The sequence below is a fragment of the Rhodococcus sp. IEGM 1351 genome, from assembly GCF_030056875.1.
GTDB classification, from domain to species: Bacteria; Actinomycetota; Actinomycetes; order Mycobacteriales; family Mycobacteriaceae; genus Rhodococcus_F; species Rhodococcus_F opacus.
The window spans coordinates 88,870-111,131 of the sequence record NZ_JASHKU010000024.1 but is presented as its reverse complement, the minus strand read 5'-3'; the positions used below and the strand labels follow the sequence as shown (position 1 = coordinate 111,131).

Annotated in this window: 18 protein-coding genes and 1 pseudogene; 6 read left to right on the top strand and 13 right to left on the bottom strand. The window is 66.4% G+C overall.

Features of this window, described 5'->3' with window-relative positions:
* Positions 1-196: 196 nt before the first annotated feature.
* Positions 197-1,000, bottom strand: coding sequence for an enoyl-CoA hydratase (locus tag QM806_RS32390; protein ID WP_005560869.1), 804 nt, complete (start codon positions 998-1,000; stop codon positions 197-199).
* Positions 997-1,833, bottom strand: a complete 837-nt coding sequence (locus tag QM806_RS32385; RefSeq protein WP_043786996.1) for an SDR family oxidoreductase — start codon at positions 1,831-1,833, stop codon at positions 997-999. Before QM806_RS32385 ends, QM806_RS32390 begins: the two co-directional genes overlap by 4 nt.
* A 415-nt stretch (positions 1,834-2,248) precedes the next feature.
* On the opposite strand from QM806_RS32385, the gene QM806_RS32380 reads away from it, so the two are divergent.
* Positions 2,249-3,490 (top strand): PucR family transcriptional regulator, encoded by a 1,242-nt coding sequence (locus QM806_RS32380; RefSeq protein WP_248949943.1) that lies wholly within the window; start codon positions 2,249-2,251, stop codon positions 3,488-3,490.
* Here QM806_RS32380 and QM806_RS32375 read toward each other — a convergent pair.
* The 8 genes from QM806_RS32375 to QM806_RS32340 all read right to left on the bottom strand — a co-directional run bounded on the left by QM806_RS32375 (position 3,468) and on the right by QM806_RS32340 (position 10,955).
* The gene (locus tag QM806_RS32375) at positions 3,468-3,614 is read right to left on the bottom strand and encodes a hypothetical protein (RefSeq protein ID WP_155756079.1); all 147 of its coding nucleotides are present in this window, start codon (positions 3,612-3,614) and stop codon (positions 3,468-3,470) included. The two genes, QM806_RS32380 and QM806_RS32375, sit on opposite strands and share 23 nt — an antisense overlap.
* A gap of 98 nt (positions 3,615-3,712) precedes the next feature.
* Positions 3,713-4,465: an enoyl-CoA hydratase-related protein gene (locus QM806_RS32370; protein WP_283294053.1), complete on the bottom strand. Its 753-nt coding sequence runs from the start codon at positions 4,463-4,465 to the stop codon at positions 3,713-3,715.
* A 2-nt stretch (positions 4,466-4,467) separates the two neighbouring features.
* Positions 4,468-5,901: a phytoene desaturase family protein gene (locus tag QM806_RS32365; RefSeq protein WP_283294052.1), complete on the bottom strand. Its 1,434-nt coding sequence runs from the start codon at positions 5,899-5,901 to the stop codon at positions 4,468-4,470.
* The gene (locus QM806_RS32360; protein WP_054248750.1) at positions 5,898-7,766 is read right to left on the bottom strand and encodes a DUF3556 domain-containing protein; all 1,869 of its coding nucleotides are present in this window, start codon (positions 7,764-7,766) and stop codon (positions 5,898-5,900) included. Before QM806_RS32360 ends, QM806_RS32365 begins: the two co-directional genes overlap by 4 nt.
* A gap of 100 nt (positions 7,767-7,866) precedes the next feature.
* Positions 7,867-9,348: a class I adenylate-forming enzyme family protein gene (locus QM806_RS32355; RefSeq protein ID WP_005560855.1), complete on the bottom strand. Its 1,482-nt coding sequence runs from the start codon at positions 9,346-9,348 to the stop codon at positions 7,867-7,869.
* A gap of 122 nt (positions 9,349-9,470) precedes the next feature.
* Positions 9,471-10,058, bottom strand: a complete 588-nt coding sequence (locus tag QM806_RS32350; RefSeq protein ID WP_043787002.1) for a TIGR03086 family metal-binding protein — start codon at positions 10,056-10,058, stop codon at positions 9,471-9,473.
* Between the two features lie 132 nt (positions 10,059-10,190).
* On the bottom strand, positions 10,191-10,604 hold the full coding sequence (locus tag QM806_RS32345; RefSeq protein WP_005253117.1) for a VOC family protein: 414 nt from the start codon (positions 10,602-10,604) through the stop codon (positions 10,191-10,193).
* A gap of 81 nt (positions 10,605-10,685) precedes the next feature.
* The gene (locus QM806_RS32340; RefSeq protein WP_005253118.1) at positions 10,686-10,955 is read right to left on the bottom strand and encodes a DUF7218 family protein; all 270 of its coding nucleotides are present in this window, start codon (positions 10,953-10,955) and stop codon (positions 10,686-10,688) included.
* A gap of 256 nt (positions 10,956-11,211) precedes the next feature.
* On the opposite strand from QM806_RS32340, the pseudogene QM806_RS32335 reads away from it, so the two are divergent.
* A pseudogene (locus QM806_RS32335) lies at positions 11,212-11,388 on the top strand (YetF domain-containing protein); the annotation flags it as partial.
* Positions 11,389-11,491: 103 nt separating this feature from the next.
* Here the strand turns inward: QM806_RS32335 and QM806_RS32330 are convergent.
* Complete coding sequence (locus QM806_RS32330; RefSeq protein ID WP_054248752.1) at positions 11,492-12,220, bottom strand: GntR family transcriptional regulator; 729 nt, start codon at positions 12,218-12,220, stop codon at positions 11,492-11,494.
* Positions 12,221-12,271: 51 nt separating this feature from the next.
* On the opposite strand from QM806_RS32330, the gene QM806_RS32325 reads away from it, so the two are divergent.
* Positions 12,272-15,121, top strand: coding sequence for an FAD-binding and (Fe-S)-binding domain-containing protein (locus tag QM806_RS32325; protein WP_283294045.1), 2,850 nt, complete (start codon positions 12,272-12,274; stop codon positions 15,119-15,121).
* A 141-nt stretch (positions 15,122-15,262) separates the two neighbouring features.
* Here the strand turns inward: QM806_RS32325 and QM806_RS32320 are convergent, their stop codons facing one another.
* A complete protein-coding gene (locus tag QM806_RS32320) occupies positions 15,263-16,687 on the bottom strand; it encodes an amino acid permease (RefSeq protein ID WP_005253123.1) in 1,425 nt (474 codons plus the stop codon).
* 296 nt (positions 16,688-16,983) lie between these two features.
* Between QM806_RS32320 and QM806_RS32315 the strand changes: the two genes are divergently transcribed.
* Entirely contained in the window at positions 16,984-18,114 is a 1,131-nt protein-coding gene (locus QM806_RS32315) for a PucR family transcriptional regulator (protein WP_043792437.1), read from the top strand.
* Between the two features lie 29 nt (positions 18,115-18,143).
* On the opposite strand, the gene QM806_RS32310 is transcribed toward QM806_RS32315, so the two are convergent.
* Positions 18,144-19,061 (bottom strand): LysR family transcriptional regulator, encoded by a 918-nt coding sequence (locus QM806_RS32310; protein WP_120661096.1) that lies wholly within the window; start codon positions 19,059-19,061, stop codon positions 18,144-18,146.
* A 170-nt stretch (positions 19,062-19,231) separates the two neighbouring features.
* Here QM806_RS32310 and hglS point away from each other — a divergent pair, with 170 nt between their 5' ends.
* On the top strand, positions 19,232-20,680 hold the full coding sequence (gene hglS / locus QM806_RS32305; RefSeq protein ID WP_005571352.1) for a 2-oxoadipate dioxygenase/decarboxylase: 1,449 nt from the start codon (positions 19,232-19,234) through the stop codon (positions 20,678-20,680).
* Positions 20,681-22,237, top strand: a complete 1,557-nt coding sequence (amaB, locus tag QM806_RS32300; RefSeq protein ID WP_005571351.1) for an L-piperidine-6-carboxylate dehydrogenase — start codon at positions 20,681-20,683, stop codon at positions 22,235-22,237.
* Positions 22,238-22,262: the final 25 nt, after the last annotated feature.

Sequence of the window (22,262 nt, the reverse complement as noted above, 5' to 3'; positions counted from 1 at the left end):
TGGCCGCATACAGAGCGTGGTGGTGATCTCCGGCGGACTGGTCGGCGCCCTGCGCGGCCGCAACGGCTCTACCCGGGAGCGCTTCGAAAACTCTCGGCTACCCCGGCATCACGGGCGTTGATCCTCGAGGCCCTCGCTCGCCGACAGGTCACTTCGGCCTTCTTCGTGATGGATGTTGTGGCGGTCCCGATGGTTCTCAGGTCCGGCGAAACGCGGCGGGACGCTTCTTCCGGAACGCGGTGACGCCTTCCTCGAAGTCGGGGGAGGCGAGTAGCTCGAGTTGCCCGTTCCGTTCGCGTGCGAACGCATTGTCGAGTTCGGTGAGTGTGGCGTCGTTGACGGCGTCTTTCGTCCAGCGGAAGGCGTCGCCGGGGCCGTTCGTGAGCCGGCACGTGAGGTTCTCTACGGCAGAGTCGAATTCGTCGTCGGAGTAGACATCGGCGATGAGCCCGGCGGTAAGCGCTTCACGCGCCGGGAGTCGTTCTGCGAGGAGAGCCATCTTCATGGCACGGGCGCGGCCGATCGACGCGGCGACGAGGGCGGTGGCTCCGCCGTCCGGCATGAGACCGACCTTGGTGAGCGCAACAAGGAAGTAGCTGGACTTCGTAGCGACAGTGAGGTCGCATGCGAGTGCCAGGGATACGCCGACACCCGCGGCGGGTCCGTTGACTGCACCGACGACGGGACGGGGAAACGCGCGGATCGCGGCCACGGTTCGGTTTGCGGCGTCGATGGTCGCGGCATCGATGGTGGCCGCTGTCGGCCGGTCGTTCGTCGTCGTGGTCGACAGGTCGGCACCGGTGCAGAACGCGCCCCCGGCGCCGGTGAGGACGGCCGCGCGGACCGCCGAATCGCCGGCACGCGACTCGAGGGCGTCTGTGATCGCGTCGAGCGTTTCGATCCGCACTGCATTCATGCGCGCCGGCCGGTCGAGGGTGACACGGAGGAGGTCAGCGTCGAGGGCGGTTACGACGCCTGACGTCGAAGAGTGCGATGTCATCCCGCAGCAGCGTCGACGAAGATGTCGATCGTCAACGGGGCGGTTCCACCATATGTCGTGAAATCGGTGATGCCGGCTTCGGTGAGAATTTCGACGTCGAGGACGGTGCGACCGTTGTCGGTGCCTGCGGGACGGCCGAGCAGTTCGATCGCGGCGTCGGCCATGATCTCGGGGGAGCGGGAGTGCTCCAGGCTGTCGTGGCCGCCGAGCAGGTTCCCGACCGCTGCCGTCGCGATCATCGTCTGCGGCCACAGGCAGTTGCTGGAAATGGGTAGATTCGCGTGTTCGGCGGCGATGCCCAACGCCGCCAGCGTCATCCCGTACTTGGCCAGCATGTAGCCCGGATGGGCGCCCAGCCAGTGCTGCGACATGTTCAGTGGTGGTGAGAGTGTCAGTACGTGCGGGGCGGAGGATTTCTGCAGGTACGGAAGACACGCCTGGGTCAGGGCGAAAGTGCCGCGCACGTTGACCTGTTGCATCAGATCGAACCTCTTGAGCGGCAGGTCCTCGGTCTTCGAGACATCCAGCACGCTTGCGTTGTTGATGACGATGTCGATGCCGCCGAAGTTGTCGACGGCGGCATCGACCACCCCGGCGATGTCGTCGTCGTTCCGGACGTCACCGACAACGGGTACGGCGTGTCCGCCCAGCTCGTTCAATTCTGCGACGGCGGTATGAATCGTCCCGGGCAGTCGAGGGTCGGGGGTATCGGTCTTGGCGAGCAGGACGACGTTTCCACCGCGGCTCGCGATCGCGCGGGCAATGGCAAGTCCGATGCCACGACTTCCCCCGGACATGACGGCGGTTCTCCCGCGGAAGCTTGTGGTGTTCACTGTGATCCCTTCGTTGTGGACGCTGAGACGCCGTTCGCGCCTGTCGAACTGGACGGGATCGCTCGAAAACAACCCCGTACGACGGTGTCTCGGGGGGCCGTGCGTCGCTCATCGTGCAGTCCGCAGGCGCTGGCCGAGCGCTCTTGACGATAGGAGAATCCTGTAATGGTGACCACGTCCGCGAAGCATCAAGAAACAGATGCCCTTTGTCCTGTCGGGACATGCCCGGTTCGTGCCAGTGGAGACCTGGACGGCCGGCTGGGCGGAAATGTGCAGGTAGGGATGCTGAGGATGGCGTTCCGGGTAAATCGTCATGCGCGGGTGTCGACTGCTCTATTGTCTTCGCATGGCTTCACACGACGAGCGCGCCGCGCTGTTGGTCGCACGAATCGCGGGCTCGCTCAACCAGCGGCTGGTGACGTTGACCGCCGATATCACGGATGTGCTGTACAGCGAGATTCCCGATCTGCGCGCCGATCGGCAGCTGTTCGACCTACTCGGTGCGAGTGTCGAAGGAAACCTCGACACCATCTTCCACACACTGCAGCACAACATCGCACCAGAAAATCTGGAGGCGCCCGCTGCGGCGATGGAATACGCGAGACGTCTTGCTCAGCAAAGGGTTCCCGTCAACGCGCTCGTACGCGCATACCGACTCGGGCAGACCAACCTCCTCAAGCTGGTATTTGACGAGTTGGGTGGGGAAGCGGTCGAGCCGGAACTCGGTGTGCCGGTGCTCGAGCGCATCATCACCGTGATGTCGGTGTATATCGACAGGGTGTCGCAGCAGGTGGTCGAAGTCTACGAGCGTGAACGGGAGCGGTGGCTGGCCCACCAGAGCAGTGTTCGTGCCGTCCGAGTCCAGGAAATCCTGGCGGGCAACGAACGCCCGGACGCCGGGGCCAGCGCCGCCCTCAACTATGTTCTGCAACAGAATCACCTGGCGGCAATCATCTGGGTTCCCGATACCGGTTCGGGAGACATGCTGGCCAGAATCGAATCGGCGGCGCACGACGTCGCAGGGTTCATGGGTGCAATGACCGATCCGTTGTTCGTGGCGGCCGACCGCGTCACCGGATGGGTATGGGTCCCGCTCGGTACGCGCGCGGCTCCCCGGCGAGGTTACGGTGAATTGCGCGATTTCCTCGAGGCCCGCCATCCGGGGCTGGTCATGGCCGTCGGCGGGGTCACCAACGGCCCGGAGGGATTCCGGCAGTCGTACACGCGTGCTCAGCGCGCACGAGCGCTCGCGATCGCTGCAGGAAAGAATGCCCCCGTCGTGACCGCGTACGACGAACCGGGAGTGTCGACAGTCGCACTGCTGATAGAGGACGTCGCGTCGACCCGGGCGTGGGTGCGCAGCGTCTTGCGTGGTCTGGCGGCCGACAATGAGAACGCCGCCCGCCTGCGCGAGACCGTACAGGTCTACCTCGCAAGCAACCTCAGCAATGTCGCCGCGGCGAAACAGCTTGATCTGCACTATAATTCAGTGAAATATCGGGTGAAGCGGGCCGCGGAGGAACGGGGCGAAGACTTCACCGGGGATCGCCTCGCCGTCGAGCTCGCCCTGCTCGTGTGCCAATGGCTGGGACCTGTGGTCCTGACGCCGGATCAGGCGAAGGGCGAGCCGACGGTCAAAGGAGTGGGTGGGCGGTAAGGGTGGGGTCGGTGACCGTCCGCGGCGGGTCATCGGGATCGCTCACCGCGTCCTCGAGGGCGATGTAGTCGCCGAAGGACAATCCGGCTGCCGCCAGGAGGGCTGCGTACAGTCGATCCAGCATCGTTCCTCAGTTCGTGTGCGTCGTGGAGTGGGTCGCGCGCCCGGCACCGCAGGATCGCTGCGGTGCCGGGAAACGCTGTCGGGTAGGGGAATCGTCCCTCAAATCGTACTGGTGCGGAGCACGCGCTGGGCTCCGTGCCGGTACTGATGAGGATGACGTGGCGCGTCGCGCTCGCAGTGCCCGATTGTGTTCCTCCCGGCGCGACGACGCATGACCGCGGCGCCGATCCCTTCCAAGGGCGGGATTGTCGTTGCCAGCGCACGTGCCAGCCGCAGGGCCTCCGGCAGTACCTCATGGGGATGGACGACCCTGTCGACCATTCCGCAACGCAGTGCCGTCTCCAGCTCGAGCGCGTCGCCAAGGAACACCGACCTGGCCTGGAGTCGACCGCCGAGTGCCCTCGCGTCGGGATCGCAGTCCGCATATCGTCCCATTCCCGGCGACCCGAGCGAGGCGTGAGAACTGACGATGGCTGCGTCACACGCCAAGATGAGATCGAGGCCTCCACCCGAGGCCGAGCCGTTCACGGCTGCAATCAGCGGTTTGCCGATGTCATGTCGGACGAAGCCGCCGAACCCCCATTCCGGGTGTCCGGGTGCGTCGATGCTGTGCCCGGCGGTCAGGGCGGCCAGATCCGCACCGGCACAGAAGGTATCTCCCGCACCTGTGAGGATTCCGACCCGAAGGTCGGGAGAGTGGGCCAGTGTTTCCATTGCCGCGCCGACCGCGGCGGAGACGTCCGAGTTGACGACGTTGCGGACCTCGGGACGATTGAGGGTTATCACTGCGATCGGACCGTGCCGCTCCAGGAACGCCGCACCACGGCGATTCCGTTTCCCAGACCTCTCCACGGTCACAGCACATCGCCGCCGTGTCTGCGCAGGTGGCGCAGTGCGGATAGGGCGGCGTTGAATCCGCTCATCCCGTGGGCGCCGGCTCCCGGCGGCGTGGACGCCGAGCACAGATAGGTTCCCGGTACCCCGGTGCTGTACGGGTCGAGGGCGATGCGCGGACGCAGCACCACCTGGGTTTCGCTGTTGGCTCCGCCGATGATGTCACCGCCGATGTAGTTGGCGTTCGACTCGGCGAGCTTCACGGGCCCACTGCTGACCGTGGCGACGACCCGGTCCCGGAACCCGGGCGCGAACCGTTCGATCTGCGCGGTGATCGCCTTCGTCGCATCGCCCGTGTAGCCGTGCGGGACATGGGCGTACGCGTACAGCGGATGCAGGGTTCCTTTCGACCGTCCGGGGTCGGCGAGGTACTGCTGTCCGACGAGGACGAACGGCCGCTGCGGCATCTTCCCCGTCACGACGTCGCGTTCGGCGTCGGCGATCTCGGCGAAATTCCCACCCAGGTGGACGGTTCCGGCGCGGCCGCAGTCCGGGTTGCGCCAGGGCACCCCGCCCTCGACGGCGAAGTCGACCTTGAATGCCGCCGGCCCGTGCCGGAACCGGCGATACGCCCGTGCCACTCGTTCGGGGACACGTTCACCGAGGATACGCAGTGCGGCGGACGGTGCCAGGTCGAGCAGGACGACGTCCGCCGGGGGGATATCGGCGACACTGTTCACCCGGACGCCGGTGGAGATCTTCCCGCCCCAGTCGGTCAGCATGGCCGCCAGTGCACCGGTGATCGACTGCGATCCGCCCTCGGCGACCGGCCAGCCGTAGCGGTGCCCGGCGGCGACGATCATCATCCCGACCGCGGACGTCGCGGGCCGGTCGAGGCGGTAGTAGGCGTGCGCGGCGGCACCGCCGAACAGTGCGCGGGCCTTGTCGGTGCGCCACCAGCGGGCCGTCACCGCGGCCGGCAGCAGGGCCCGGGGTCCGAAGCTGGCGAGCCGCAGCGGGTGCCGGGGCACGTTCGCGATCGGACGCATGAGGTCGGCAGCCAGGTCGTCGAATCCGTCGGCGAGTCCGCCGAACATGCGCTGCCAGCGGGCGCCGTCCTCGCCGAGTCCGGCGGCCGTCGCGTCGATGGAGCGATGCAGAAGACCGGCTTCCCCGCTGTCGAGGGGGTGGGCGCAGTCGATCTCCGGCCACTTCCACGTCAACCCGTACCGGCCGAGGTCGAGGGTCTGCAGATACGGCGACCCGGCACCCATCGGGTGGAACGCCGAGCACTCGTCGTGCAGCAGTCCGGGGACGGTGAGTTCGCCGGAGCGGGTGCCGCCGCCGATGGTGTCGGCGGCCTCGAGGACCTGGACGTCGACGCCGTGCCGGGCGAGGTGGACCGCGGCGGCGAGCCCGTTGGGCCCGCTGCCGACCACGACTGCGGTGGTCACCGCAGCACTCCGCTGCCCTCGTCACCATGGAGGGACGAATTGGTGGCGTGCTTGCTGCGCATCCTCGGTTCCGACAGCGAGCCGGGATCGGTGATCGCCCGGTCGGCGTCGATGTCCAACGTCCACCGCACATCGAACGGGATGGGACCGTTCGGCAGCCACGGCTGTTCGGCGATGGCGTCGGACACCTTGTAGGTGCCTCGCTCGATGACACCGAGGGCGGCGTCGATCACCTTGTACTCCTGAATGCCCTTGTGGATGGGCTGCGATTCGATCCACGCGATCAGGAACTCTCCGGGCGCGAAGTTGCAGCGCCGCTGAATGGCAGCTATGAGGTGCTCGTTGTGCAAGTGGCCGTCACCGAAGTTGAACGCCACCAGTGAGTTGCAGCTGAACTCGGCCTCCCGGAGGGAGTAGGTGTCGATGTCGTCCCCGAGATGCCGACTCATCAGCGACAACAGGGCGCGGCCCTGGCTGTGCATCGACCTCCAACCGAGCAGCTGGTGCATCACGACGTCGGCTACCTCGGGCGGATACGTCGCCAGCAACTGGGTGCGGGTGTTCTGACTGGGCCGCGTGATGAACTCGTCCAGCTTGTCCTCCGCACCCGGTGCGAATGCCCAGGTCGCCGAGGCCCAGTTTCCTGCGTACTGCCGCATCGAGGGCAGGAACGACACGAGGTCGGGGCGCAGATTGCCGAGGACGGGGAAGAACACCAGCGCGGCGACGATCGCGGCGAGCAGCAGCGGTGAGGAGATGTCCCCCAGCCCGAAGCCGGCGGCGTTCGGGAAACCGAGGAACAGGAATACTGCCGCATACGCGAACAGCAGGTTCCATTCGAGGGGGACCGCGAGCGGGAACGTGGACAGGATGAACAGGTGGAACGCCACCATCAACGCAACCGCGAGCAGGGTGATGGTGCCATTCGTGGTGAACAGCAACACCAGTGGAGTGACCACCTCGACGACGGTGCCCAGGACGTGGGCGACGCCGCCGGCGACGATGGACGGCCGCAGGTCGTTCGGGAAGCTGCGGTAGTGGGCGCGCTTGATCGTCTTCGACGGCAACCAGGGGGTGTTGGACAGCATCGGCGGCACGACCATCGAGAAGTGGTGGCCGAGCTTCGAGATGCCGGCACCGACCCACACCGACACGATGAGCAGCTTCAGCGCGACGATCATGTCCACGAACGGAAGGACACCGAAGAAGACAATGGCCGGGAAGTACTGCTCGCCGCGGGCGGCGATGAAAATGACCTTGTCACGCAGCCCGATCACGATCAGCAGCGCGATCAGCGGCAACAGAAGCGTGGGGTTCACCAGGCCGTGGTTGCCGGGCAACGCCGCGTCGACAGACGGTGTGTGCACCCCGGCAAATCCGAGCGCGAGGACGATATTGACCAAAATTGCGGCATAGACGAGGACGTCGAAGACCGTGCGAGTGTCGCCTGATGTCAGCGGCACCTTCCCTGGCCAGGGTGGCAGGCGAATGGTTCCCGGCCGGAGCCAGAACAGCGCGCCGCCCATCATCGGTTTGAAGTGGCCGGCGAGCGGACCCCAGGAACCGCCCAGGCCGAGGGTTTCGACGAGCAGCGTCCACAGGATGAGCTTCTGGTAGACGATGGGTGCGTTCCACCACGCGCCGACGTCGAGCACGTTGTATCCGGACGTGAATGTCGCGATCGACAGTCCGGCGGCGATGTACAGGACGAGCAGCTTGAGAATGTAGATGGTGTGCACCATCTTCGGGGTGCCGAAGCCGTAGTCGACCCAGTGGGTCGACATGGCTCGGATCCGGTCGAAGAAGGGGCGGTCGAGGAATGTTGCGGGGTCTACTTCGGGGAAGTTCCCGGTTTTGAATCCCATCGGATGCTCCTGGATAGGGCGGGTGGAGGGTAGGTGTCATCGCCTCGGGGGTGTCCCGAGTTGCGGCAGGGTGTTGTGGTGAGCGGTGAGAGCCTGTTGCTCATCCCCTCGTGGCGGCGGGTTGCGGGCGGTGACGGCTGCGCAGTCCCGGCTTGTCGATCTTGCCGACGGGGTTGCGCGGCAAGGCGTCGACGATGTGTATGGCTACGGGCAGTTTCACTTTCGTGAGCCGGTCGCGCAGGTGCTCGGTGAGTTGGTCCTCGGTGACCGGACTGTCGGGGTAGGTGACGACGTAGGCGACGGGCACCTCGCCGTACACGTCGTGGGGTGCTCCCACCACGGCCGCCTCGAGTACGCCGTCGTGAGTGGCGAGTGCGTTCTCGATCTCCTTGGGGTAGATGTTCTCGCCGCCCCGGATGATCATGTCCTTGATGCGGTCGACGAGGGTGAGATAGCCGTCCTCGTCGAGTCGGCCGACGTCGCCGGTGTGGAGCCATCCGTCGACAATCGTCCGGTCGGTCTCCTCGGGACGCCCCAGATAGCCGTGCATCACGTTGGCGCCGCGGACGACGACCTCGCCGACCGCTCCAGGGGGGAGCAGAGCGCCGGAATCGTCCATGATCGCGATGGTCTGCCCCGGCAGTGCGGGCCCCACGGAGCCGAGTTTCCGGACGCCGGCAGGCGGGTTGCACGCCGATGCGCAGGTGCCCTCGGTGAGCCCGTACCCTTCGACGATCACCAGGCCGAAGCGTTGTTCGGCGCGGTCGAGTAGTTCCTTGGAGATCGGCGCGGCGCCGCAGACGGCGAACCGCAACGAGGACGTGTCGGTGACAATCTCCTCGGGTTGCGACGCGAGCAGTGCATAGATTGTCGGGACCGCGGAGAAGTAGGTCGGCCGCAGCCGGGCGACGTCGTCGAAGAATCGGGCCGGGGAAAACCGTCCGGTGACGCTCAATTGCCCTCCCGCCAGCATCGGCGCGAGAAAGCTGACACAGATCGCGTTGACGTGGAACAGCGGCAGGACGAGTAGGCAGTGGTCATCGGTGGTCAGTGAAAGGTGCTCGGCCAGAGAAGAACTCATGAACTGCAGGTTGTCGTGGGTGAGCATGACTCCCTTGGGGCGCCCCGTCGACCCCGACGTGTAGATCAGTAGTGCGACGTCACTTCCCGCCGGGCGGAGGCCTGGGGTCGGCCCCGAAGGCTGAGACGCGGCCATCTCGTCGACCGCGATCGACGGACGACCGGCGGTAGGGGCGTCAGGTCCCTCGTTCACGACGAGGACGGCGCCGGCGTCGGTGATCTGGTACTCCGCTTCCACGGCGGTGAAGGTCGGATTGACCGGTGTCGCGGCCGCGCCGAGCCGCCAGGCCGCCATCAGCACGACGAGCAGCTCCACCCGGTTCGGCAGCATCACCGCGACGACGTGACCCTTGCCGACCCCGTGTTCGCTCAGTTGTGCCGCGAACGCATCCACGCGATCGGCGAACTGCCGGTACGTGAGGTCGAGGTGGTCGTCGCGCAGGCACGGAACGTCACCGTGCTCGGTCGCGAGGTCCCAGGTGAAATAGCCGATGTCGGACACTGTTTCGATCCCCTTCGCTTTGCCGTGTGATCCACGACACTATGCGGGGGGAGTGCGGTCCGAAATATTCCGCCGGGCTCGAGTTCGCCCCGGTCTTTGTCCGCGGCGGACAGTGCGGACTGCTACGTGGCGGCGGGCACCCACCGTGGGTCGCGGCCGGTCAGGCCGAGCAGTTGTTCGAGCAGTGGCGCGGAGTCTGGAACGGTCACCGGTGGCCCGAACAGTCCAGGTGTGCCGTGGGGGTTCTGGTCGGCCGACGACTTCGCGAACTCGTATGCGGCGCCGAGTAGTTCCGGTGTGCAGTGGAAGTTCTGGCCGGTGGCGACGGCGAGGTCCCAGCCGTGCACGACGATCTCGTCCACCGCGACCGCGCCCGCGATGTCGGCCGGTAGGTCGAGTCCGCCTGCCTGGGTCATCCCGTGCCATGCCGGCTCCTCGCGCCAAGCTCCGGCCAGGGCGGCCAGACGCTGCGGGATCCGGGTGCGCCAGTCGGTGCCGAGGCGAGCGGCGTCGGCGGAGGGCGGTTGGCTGCCCCCGGCCGGCGGGGTCTTCGTCGCGGCGGCGGTGAACGCGAGTGACAGCCCGTCGATGTGGTCGAGGAGTTCACCGACCGTGAGCTCCGGGCACGGTGTCGGTGCGGTGAGTTGGTCGTCGTGCACGGCCTCGACGAGAGCGGCCATCACGTCGGCGGCGGGTCGGAGATCGAACATCTTCAGCACTCCTCGCATCGGTCACTGGAAGGTCGATGGAGGTCCTACGTTACGACGGGCGGCACCGGTCGAGGTCGGAATCCGGGTCGTCGGCATGAGGGATCGAGCTCCCGGTGACCGTCCACGGCGGTGTTACCGGGAGGACTTGGCGATCAGTACTTCCCCTTCGAGTCCGTCGGGGTCGCGGAAGAAGATGCTCTGGACGGCGCCGAAGTCGTTGACGGTTCCGTCGCTGGCCGCCTCGTCGATGAGGCGTTGCCGAATCGTGGCGAATGCCTCGTGGGAGGCGGCCTGCAGGCCGACATGATCGATGCGTCCCCGTCCCCACATGGGTGTTTGGCGCTCGGGTTCGGTGTTGCCTTCGATCACGAAGATGTTCAGCTCGGTGTGCGGGCCGATGCGGATGATGGTCATCGTTTCTTTGCCGTCGTCGCCGTGGGTGCGTGTGGGTCCGACGTCGGCGTCGAACACGTCGGCGTAGAACCGGCCCAACCGGGCGGCGTCCTTGGAGATCCAGGCAATGTGGTTGATCCCATCGAGCAGCACGTTGTTCTCCTGTCCTCCTGGTTGCAACTGGCGAGGCCGCGATCACGCAGGACCGTGTGGCCTCGCAGAACGGGCGCCGGGCTAGTGATTGCGAAGCTCGTCGATGAGCTCCTTCTTGTTCAGTTTCGAATAGCCGTGCAAACCCAGCTCTTTGGCACGTTTCTGGAGCTCGTCGACGGTCCAGTCCTCGTATGACGGCGACTTCCCGCCCGACTTTCCGACGTTCTTGCGACCACGACTGGCCGCGGCGTTGGAGATTCGTGCCGCCTTCTCCTTGGAATCGCCCTTCTCGCGGAGTTCCTCGTACATGTCCTGGTCTTTGAGCTGGGGTTGCGAATCTTTGCGTGCCATCTCGTGTTCCTCCCTCCGAAACATTGACGGTGCTGCGTGTTCCGCCTACCCGTGCCGCAGGTGAGTCAAACAACGACTCGTGTGCCGTGCGGTCGCGTAGTTATCGAATTGATGTCGCAGCACACGCAGATAGGACTTCGCGGACCGCCAGTTCGTGAGACGTTGGGACGATGAGCTCCACCGCCCATGTCCCGGATTCGGTGCTCGACGGTGTCCGGGAGCGTGCTCGCACACCGGCCGTCGCCTGGCTCCGAAGAGGTGCGGTACCGAGCGAATGTCGTTGGACGACCTGATGTCGGATGCCCGGCAGAAGGGCATCCGCCGGTTCGACGAAATCGAGCTTGCCGTGCTCGAGACCAACCGCCGCGTCTCGTTATTCACCCGGGCGGGTGGCGCGGGCGAAGGCGCGCCGGAGCAACCGGGCATCGCGTGAGATGCGGTGGGAGTCGTGCCTGCCCGGCGTCCCGTCCCTGGCTGGCACTTGGCGTGCGCCGGCGCACGACACCGGAGAAGCCGTCGCCGAGCTGACGCGTTGGTCAGGCGATGACGGCCGACCAGATCTCGTCGACGGAGAGGCCTGAGTCGTCGCTGAGAACAGCTTGGGTGACAAGGAGTTTCCCGGTGTTGACCAGGTGAACGCGCATGGCGGCTTCGGCTCCGTCGGGGTCCCCGGCGATGATGGCATCGATGATGGGCGCATGCTCGTCGTCGATGTCGGTGAGAGTTCGGGTCCTGTCGGCGGTGTTGGCCCCGAGCAGCCGGGTGGTCTCACGCAGGGTCTTGACGATCGCGCGTGCGCGGGCGTTGTCGGCGGCGTCGAGGATCAGGTCGTGAAGCCCGAGATCGTGGTGGGCGAATTCGTGTTCGTCGCCGCCCGCGGCGGCGTCCTGCATCAGGCGTCGTTGCCGGAGCAGTGCGTCCGAGAGCGTGGGGTCGGCCACGGTTGCGGCCTTGCGGACCGCGGGAAGTTCCAGGGCCAACCGGACTGCGAAGATCTCCGCGATCTCCTTCGGCCGGGGGAGGAGTATGCGGAAGCCCTGGCGTGCTTCGAACTTGATGAGTCCCACTTCTTCCAGGCGCAGCAAAGCGTCCCGCACCGGGGTTCGGGAGATGCCCAGGCCCTCGGCGAGTTGGTAGACCGAGTACTTCACTCCTGGTTTCATGCGGCCGTCGTCGATGGCCGCCCGTACCGCCGCGATCGCCTGCTCCATCCGTCGGCCCGTGAACGGGGTGAGCGGTTCGAGTTCGAGCGCTTCGTCTGCCACCCGATCACTGTAACAACTCGTGGCTGTTCGTAGCATGCTAGAGGTTGTAGCATGCTACGAATGATCTCCGCTGAATCACTGGCCGCTGAGCTGCGCAGTTCGGGAGTGAGCGATGTTCTCTCCGACGGCACCACCCGCGCTGCCTATTCGTCCGATGCGTCCCTGTACCGGGTGCGGCCACTGGTCGTCGCGCGGCCACGCCATGCCGACGAGGTCGCTGCCGCCCTCGCGGTGTGCCGCCGAGAGGGCGTGCCGCTGACCTCGCGAGGTGGCGGCACGTCCGTTGCCGGTAACGCTGTCGGGACGGGACTGATTCTCGACTTCAGCCGACACATGAACCGGGTGCTCTCGATCGACAGGGACGCACAGACCGCCACCGTCGAGCCGGGGACGATTCAGACGGTGCTGCAGCAGGCCGTTGCACCGCACGGCCTGCGATTCGGGCCCGACCCATCGACGTTCACCCGCTGCACCATCGGCGGCATGATCGGAAACAATGCCTGCGGTTCACGCACGCTCGGATACGGCCGGACCTCGGACAATGTGACGGGTTTGCACGTGCTGACCGGAACCGGGGAGTCGTTGCACCTGGGTTCGGCCGGCGAGGTGACGGCTTCCCCGGCACTGAGTGCATTGCAGCAGGTCACCCGCGCCGGTTTGGCGACCATTCGTACCGAACTCGGGCAATTCGGCCGTCAGGTGTCCGGATACGCCCTCGAACACCTCCTGCCGGAGAATCGGTTCGACGTGACCCGCATGCTGGTCGGCACGGAGGGCACCCTCGCGGTGGCAACTCGTGCGACAGTCCGCTTGGTGTCCGAGCCCGCCCACCGTGTCCTGGTCGTGCTGGGATACGCCGACATCGCGTCGGCGGGCGACGCGACCCCGCTGGTGCTGAAGTTCGATCCGACCGCCTGCGAGGGTATCGATTCCCGGATCGTCGAGGTCGTGCGTGAGCGCCGCGGCCCGGACGCGGTTCCGCCGTTGCCCACCGGGGCGGCCTGGTTGTTCGTCGAGGTCGTCGGCGACGACCTGGACGAGACGATCGCCAGGGCCCAGCAGGTCGGACGCGACTGCGGAGCCGTGGACAGCCTCGTGGTCACCGACGCGGGCCGTACCGCCCAGCTCTGGCGGATCCGCGCCGATGGTGCCGGACTCGCCGGCCGCAGTCCCGCCGGCCTGCCCGCACACGCGGGCTGGGAGGACGCGGCAGTACCGCCGGCCATGCTCGGCGACTACCTACGCGACTTCGACGCCCTGATGGACGAATTCAACGTCACCGGCCTGCCGTACGGGCACTTCGGTGACGGATGTCTGCACGTGCGCATAGATTGGCCGCTGGACAAGCCCGGCGGCAGCGGCATCTTCCGCGACTTCCTGGTCTCGGCGAGCACACTCGTCGCCGGCTACGGCGGATCCCTGTCCGGGGAGCACGGGGACGGTCGCGCCCGCAGCGAACTCTTACCGCTGATGTACTCACCGGACGCAATGAATCTCTTCGCCGCCGTCAAGCACGCCTTCGACCCCGACAACATCCTCAACCCCGGTGTCGTGGTCGACCCCCGTCCGGTCGACGCGGACCTGCGCATCCCCGCAGCCCCACTCCTGCGCCGCAACCTGGCCCTGGCCTACCACCACGACGACGGCGACTTCACCCAGGCGGTGCACCGCTGCACCGGCGTCGGAAAATGCCGGGCCGACAACACCGCCACCGGGGGAGTGATGTGCCCGTCGTATCAGGCGACCCGGGAGGAGAAGGACTCCACCCGCGGCCGCGCGCGCGTGCTGCAGGAGATGATCAACGGCACCGGCATCGAGGGTGGCTGGCGATCACCCGAAGTTCACGACGCCCTCGACCTGTGTCTGTCCTGCAAGGGGTGCTCCTCGGACTGCCCGACCGGTGTCGACATGGCCGCGTTCAAAGCCGAAGTGCTGCACCAGAGCTACAAGGGCCGCGTCCGGCCCGCCTCGCACTACTCGCTGGGGTGGCTCCCGCGCTGGGCGAAGATCGCCAGCCGCGCGCCCGGTCTGGTCAACGCCACGATGCGCGTTCCCGGCATCGGACCGCTGGCGTTGTCGTCGGCCGGGGTGGACAAGCGCCGCACCATCCCACCGTTCGCGAAGCAGACGTTCCGGTCCTGGTTCAAGACCACGGAAAACGACCGTGCCACTACCGGTGACCCGGTATTGCTGTTCGTGGATTCGTTCACCAACTACTTCACCCCCGAAGTCGGGCACGCCACGGTACAGGTGCTCGAGGCCGCCGGTTACCGGCCGCAACTGACCGACACGCAGCAGTGCTGCGGGCTCACCTGGATCTCCACCGGGCAGCTCACCGCGGCGAAGAAGATCCTCGGCCGCACCGTGGACGCACTGTCCGGTAGTGCCGCGGCCGGAATTCCGATCGTCGGAATGGAGCCGTCCTGCACGGGTGTGTTGCGCTCGGACGCCGCGGAACTGCTGGGTACGTCGGCGGCCGAACCGGTCGCCGAGGCAACTCGCACCCTCGCGGAACTGTTGACGGACCGAGGGTGGGAACCGCCGTCTCTCCAAGGCAAGTCCGTTGTCGCGCAGCCGCACTGCCATCATCATTCGGTGATGGGGTGGAGTCCGGACGCGCAGCTTCTCGAGAAGGCCGGTGCGCAGGTTCAGCGACTGGGCGGATGCTGCGGGTTGGCCGGCAACTTCGGCGTGGAGAAGGGGCATTACGAGGTGTCGGTGGCTGTCGCCGAACAGCAATTGCTGCCCGCCGTGGTGGGGGCCGATGCGGACACGACGATCCTGGCCGACGGCTACTCCTGCCGGACCCAGTTGTCGGATCTGACCGATCGTCGCGGTGACCACTTGGCGCAGTTGCTCGCCGCTCAGCTCGACGCCGATGCTGTGCGTCGACGGGACTGACCATCGGTGGTCCCTCGGATCGGAAACGTCGAGAGGGGTGCTCCAGCACACCATGTGCGGGAGCACCCCTCTCGGGCGTGCACACAAACAAAGGGGGTGACGGCGGGAGACCGTGGGTCTCACTCGCCGCCACCCCGGGTGCTACTTCGAGGCGGGCCTGGTGATCGGCCCAGGAGCGGGAACGGAGATGTTGTCCGCGAGCGGACGCTGGGGGTTGATGCGACGGCGAAGCCGGTAGGCGATCAACGTCGCGACAAGGGCTCCGACGCTCAGGGAGATCTGCGAGCGCGACGATTCGACGTAGAACATCGACACCAGCACGGCGAGGATGCCGCCGGCGGCGAGGATGGACAGGTAGGGGAACAGCCACATCTTCAGGCGGAGTCGGGCGACTTCTTCTCGGGTCATCAGGCCGCGCAGTTTGATCTGCGACATCGCGATCATGAGGTAGACCATCAGGATGGTGGCGCCGGAGGCGTTGAGCAGGAAGGCGAAGACGGTTTCGGGGGAGAGGTAGTCGAGGCCGATGCAGGCGAAGCCGACGAGGGTCGCAAGGAGCAGCGAGTTGCGGGGAACGCCGTGCTTGTCCAGCTTTGCGATGCTCTGTGGCGCATCGCCTTTGTGCGCGAGGGTGAAGAGCATCCGCGAGGAGGTGTAGAGGCCGGAGTTCAGGCAGGAGAGTACGGCGACGAGCACCACAGCGTTCATGATGTCGGGTCCGCCGGGGATGCCCATGTGGGTGAGGGCGTCGACGAACGGCGACTGGCCAACCTTGACGTCGGTCCAGGGCACGATGATGGCGAGCAGCAGCACGGAGCCGATGTAGAAGAACCCGATGCGGGCGATCACGGAATTGGTGGCCTTGGCGACGGCCTTCTCCGGTTCGGCGGATTCGGCTGCGGCGATGGTGGCGATTTCGGGGCCGACCATGGAGAAGACGGCGACGACGACGCCGGAGAGGATGACGGTCCAACCGTTGGGGGTGAAGCCGCCGTGATCGGTGAGGTTGGAGAAGTCGGCGGAATGGCTGGGCCACAGCCCGAAGACGTAGGCGGCACCGAGGCCGAGGAACAGCAGGATCGCGGCGACCTTGATGCCTGCGAACCAGTACTCGAACTCGCCGAAGTTGCGGACCGAGCGGAGGTTCGTGGCGACCATGGCCAGCAACAGGACGACCGCCATCACCCAGGAGGGCAGGTCGATCCAGCGTTGCAGCAATTTGCCGCCGATGACGGCTTCGGCGCCGACCGCGACGACCCAGAAGAACCAGTACAGCCAGCCGGTGGTGAAGCCTGCCCACCCCCCGAAGGCCTTGCGTGCATAGCCGGCGAACGATCCGGTCGACGGGTTGGTGGTGGCCATTTCGCCGAGCATGCGCATCACGAGGACGATGACGACACCGGTGATCGCGTAGGACACGAATGCTGCGGGCCCGGAGGTGTGCAGCAGGGCGCTCGATCCCACGAAGAGGCCTGCGCCGATGACACCTCCGATCGCGATCATGGTGAGGTGTCGTTGTTTCAGAGACTTCTGCAACGTCTCGGGCGGTTGTTCGAGAGTGGACATCAAACGCTCCAAAGGTCGAGTCGGACACGAGATCGAAAGCGCGAGCTGTGCCCCGGTGGTCGCAGGCGCGATCGGACGCCGAGATACCGTGACGGGCCGAGGACGGAAATGCCGTCCAGGGCCCAGCCAGATGGCGGACTTCCGTTCGTGTGTGATCAACGTAACGGCCGATCACGTAGCATGCTAGGGACAGGTGTCAGAACTTTCCGCCCCGACAGTCAGACACTTGTATGGCCGACTCGGAATGATCGCCATAGTTATCGCTCACGAAATACGCTGTTCACGGAGATGGTGGAGTGAATCTCGATGAAGTGGTCACCGAGGTGGCCGAACGCCTGTCGTCATCGGTGGTCCTGGTTGACCGGGCCTTTTCGCTGATCGCCTACAGCACCCAGTCGCCGGACGTCGACAAAGATCGGGTGCAGTCGATCCTCGCCCGCAGTTGCCCGCCGGAGGCGCGTGCGTGGTACGAAAGTTTCGGGATTGCGGATACCACGCGCCCAGTAATTACGCCAGAGAATCCAGACATCGAGGCGTCGTCGCGGATCTGCCTTCCGGCCCGCTACGCAGGCACGGCGTACGGATATCTGTTCGTCCTTCCGGATGAGAACGGCGCCGTGTCCGACGGCGATCTCACCGCCGCGATGTCCCTGGCCGGGCAGGCAGGCGCACAACTCGCACACACCTCCCGGGGCCGGGACGATATGGCGGTCGCCGTCGCAGACCTCCTCGAGGGTGACCGAAAGGCTTTCGCCCGTGCGATTACTCGCATCGAAGACTCCGGACTCTTCCCGGACGGCAGTGCGTTGACCGTGCTGGCCGTCGACGGTCTCCTGCCCGCCCCCGGCACCCGCACCCTGCTGGCACCGATCGGATCGCTGACCGCGGTCATGGTTCCCGCCGGCGACGGCGCCGTCGACCCCGTTCGGTCCATTGCCGAAAGCGGCGCGGGTGCCGGCGCTCTGGTCGGTGTGGGGGGTTCGTATCAGGGGTTGCGATCTGCGCGCCGAAGCTGGCAGCAGGCCAAACTCGGCGTCCGGGTCGCCCGGCACGACGAATCGATGGGACCGATCGCCTACTGGGAAGAACTCGGCATCTACCGGCTGTCCTCCTGCGGACCCACCAGCGTCCTCGCCGATGCAGTCCTCACCCCGTCCGTGCGGGCCCTGCTCGACCACCGCAACATCGACCTGCTCGTCACCGCGCGGACCTACCTGGACCAGGCGGGTGACACCGGCGCCACGGCCGGTGTACTCGGCATTCACCGCCAGACCCTGTACTACCGCCTCGCGAAGATCGAGGAAATCACCGGCCTCGATCTTTCGGTGGGTGCGCAGCGCCTCGAGTTGCATGTCGGCCTCACCCTCGGGCGCTTCATCTTCGAGCATCTCGGCACCGAAGAGGGGCGCAACGGCGAGCAGGCCTGACTGCTGTTTCTCCGATCAGGCGATCAGATCTACTCGGCCGCCGCCGGGTCGACCGCGGCGCGCACGATGTCGGTGACGGCCCGCACCGTAGGCCTGGTATCCGAGCCGGCGAGGCGTATGAGGACGATTCGCCGACCGATCTCCTGCTCCAGGTCGACGCGGATGATCGGCACCGAACTGTTGAGCCTCATCATCAGGTCGGTGACCGGCGCCGCCCCCAACCCCTTTCCGGCCAGCGCCAGAGACACGGCGGTGTCGACGATTTCGTGCCGCACGATCGGCTCGAAACCCTCCTGGCGGCAGGCGATACGAACAGCGCGGCCGAACTGGGTTTCCGCGGGCGGCAGGATCCAGTTCCACTCCGCGGCCTCGCGCAGATCGATGGTGCCTTCGGTGCGGATGCCGTAGGCGCCGGAGGAGACGGCGAGTCCGAATCGCTCGCTGCGCAGGGTGATCATCTCGATATCCGGTGTGCGGGGCATCGGTGAATTGGGGTAGTCCAGCCCGAAGGCGACGTCGACCTGACCGCGTTGGACCGCGGTGGCGGCCTCGTCGACGTCGAGTTCACGGCTGCTCAGGGCGAGATGCGGGTACTTGCGCTGCGCTGCGGCCACCACCGGTGGCAACAACGCCGCAGCGGTACTGCCGAAGGTGCCGAGAAGAAGAGGCGCAGCGACGTCGTCGTGCACCGCGCGCAGCGCGTCGAGGGCCCGCTGTTCCGCGCTCAAGATCTTCACCGCGTGCTCGGCCAGAACGGTCCCGGAATCGGTGAGCACGACGTTGCGACCCACCTTGGTGACGAGCCGGGAGCCGACGGCTTTCTCCAAGGCTGCGATCTGCTGCGATACGGCGCCCGCGGTGTACCCGAGTTCCTCGGCGACCGCGACCATCGTTCCACGCCGGGCCAGCTCTCGGAGTGCCACGAGGTGCGCCAAGCTCAAATTCATATAGAGATTCTAAACGGTGGTGGCAAACTTTCTTCGCTGGTGCTATTCATTTCCGCGGACCACGATGAACGTGCGGAACGAAACGTCGGACACGTCGGAGCTCTTCGTAGCCGGCCGGCGACCACGATCGCGATCTCACCCGATCCTCATCGACCCTGGAGTTGCACGCCATGCCGATCACCCAGCAGTGGGAACTGCGCGCCGAGTTCGCTCGCCGTCTCTCGCATCTGTACGGGAAGGAAGTTCCCGCATACACCACGTTGCTCGAGGTATCGCAGGCCGTCAACGACACCGTGCTGTCGGATCTCGGTGCGGGCGCAGAACGTCTGGGTTCCATCGCCCGGGTCACTGCCGAACGTCACGGGGCCATCCGAGTGGGCACCCCGCAGGAGATGGCCCAGGTCGCCCGCGTGTTCGCGGCCATGGGCATGTACCCGGTCGGGTTCTACGACCTGCGCGAGGCCGCTGCCAGTTCGGTTCCGGTCGTCTCGACGGCTTTCCGTCCGACGGACCCGGACGAACTGGCGCGCAACCCCTTCCGGGTGTTCACCTCCATGCTGGTGCCCTCGGATCGCCGCTTCTTCAGCGCCGATCTGCAGCAACGCCTGGAAAGCTTCCTCGCCAAGCGCAGGCTGTTCACCACCGAACTGCTGGTCCTCGCCGACCGGGCGACCGAGTACCGGGGGCTGAATTCCGGTGACGCCGAGATGTTCCTGACGTTGGCCACCGCGGCATTCAAGCTGTCCACCGAGGCCGTCGACCGCGCCTGGTACCGCGAACTCGAGCAGGTCTCCTCGGTGGCCGCCGATATCGGTGGCGTCACCAGCACACACATCAACCACCTGACCCCTCGCGTGCTCGACATCGACGATCTCTACGCCCGCATGGAGCGTCGCCGGATCGACATGATCGACACGATCCAGGGTCCGCCGCGGTGGGCCGGTCCGGATCTGCTGCTGCGGCAGACCTCGTTCCGGGCTCTCGCCGAACCGCGGGTGTTCCGCGAACCCGACGGCAGCGTCGAGAAGGGTTCACTGCGGGTGCGTTTCGGTGAGGTGGAGGCCCGCGGTATCGCCGCCACCGTCCGCGGCCGCGAGGTCTACGACCGATTGACCGTCGAGGTCGAGCAGGCGGTCCGAGAGGCGGCCGCGACCGCTCCGGTGTCGGCCGAGGTACGCAACGAGATCGCCGCCGAGCTGTGGAACCAGCAGGTGCCCGCCACCGAGCAGGGGCTTGCCCTGCACGATCTGGCGTACTTCACCTACCGGGTCGACACCGACAAGCAGCGCAACGGCACGGTGCCCGGGCGATCACTCCAGGATCTGATCGATCAGGGCTGGGTCCGCCCGGAGCCGATCGTCTACGAGGATTTCCTGCCGAGATCCGCGGCCGGGATCTTCCAGTCCAACCTGACCTCGGACGGACACAAGGACACCACACAGTCGACGACCGATATCGACGCCGCCTGGATGGAAGGAGTTCTGGGCCGCCCACTGCACGACCCGTACACGCTCTACGACGGGATCCGCCGCGCATCCCTCGATCACGTTGCCAACCAATTGGAAATTTGCGGACCCATCGAAGAACCGGCACCCATCGCTACCCAAGGAGTCAAGTAAATGAGCACCGCTGTCGCCGAGACCATCGCCCTGCCCACCACCGACGAACTGCGCACGCTCGCACGCACCAGCCTGCAGCGATGTGGGGTCGACCCGGCCGTACTCGACACCGCTGGGGTCGAGAACACCATCACCACCCGCACCCCGGTCACGGGGGAGCGCCTGTTCGACTATCCCGCCGCCGGCGCCGCCGACGTCGAGGCCGCGATCGATGCCGCCCACGAGGCGTTTCTGCAGTGGCGCACCGTTCCCGGCCCGGTCCGCGGATTCCTGATCAAACGCCTCGGTGAACTGCTCACCGAGCACAAGGAAGACGTCGCCAACCTGATCAGCATCGAGGTCGGCAAGATCCGCTCGGAGGCCCTTGGCGAGGTCCAGGAGATGATCGACATCTGCGACTTCGCGGTCGGTCTGTCCCGGCAGCTCGACGGCCGCACCATGCCCTCGGAGCGTCCCGGACACCGACTGATGGAGACCTGGCACCCGCTCGGTGTCGTCGGTGTCGTCTCGGCGTTCAACTTCCCGGCCGCGGTGTGGTCCTGGAACCTGGCTCTTGCCATCGTCTGCGGGGATTCGGTGGTCTGGAAGCCGGCTCAGTTGACCACCCTCACCGCCGCCGCATGCTCGGCGCTGTTCGACCGTGCCGCAGAAGAATCCGGCGCCCCGGCCAACCTGAATGTCCTCGTCTCGGCGAGTGCCGCCGACACCCAGGCCCTGATCGACAGCCCGAAGGTGCCGTTGATCAGCGCCACCGGTTCCGAGCGGATGGGTGAGCAGATCGCTCCCCGCGTCGCCGCCCGCTTCGGCCGCGCCATCCTCGAGCTCGGCGGAAACAACGCTGCGATCGTCACACCGTCGGCGGACCTCGACATCGCTACCCGCGGAATCGTTTTCGCCGCTGCCGGAACCGCCGGCCAGCGCTGCACCTCGATGCGCCGCATCATCGTCCACCAGGACATCGCCGACGCGCTGATCGACCGGATCTCCCAGGTCTACGGCCGCCTCCCGATCGGTGACCCGTTCGCCGACGGCACCCTCGTGGGCCCGCTGATCGACGGCAAGTCCCACGCCAACATGACCGCGGCCCTCGACAAGGCGGTCGCGCAAGGCGGCGAGATCCTCGTCGGCGGAAAACGCCGCCCGAGCAGCGAAGACTCGTACTACGTCGAGCCGGCGATCGTGCGGATGCCGGCCCAGAGCGAGATCGTCAAGGACGAAACCTTCGCCCCGATCCTCTACGTGCTGACCTACAACACGTTCGAGGAGGCGATCGCCCTGCACAACGACGTCCCGCAGGGCCTGTCGTCGTCGATCTTCACCACCGACCAGCGTGAGGCCGAGCGGTTCATCGCCGCCGACGGTTCGGACTGCGGCATCGTCAACGTCAACATCGGCACATCCGGCGCCGAGATCGGCGGCGCATTCGGCGGCGAGAAGACCACCGGCGGCGGCCGCGAATCCGGCTCGGATGCTTGGCGCGCCTACATGCGCCGGGCAACCAACACCATCAACTACTCCCGCGAGCTGCCCCTGGCTCAGGGCGTCAACTTCGGCTGACATCCCCGCTTTCGAATCGCACGAG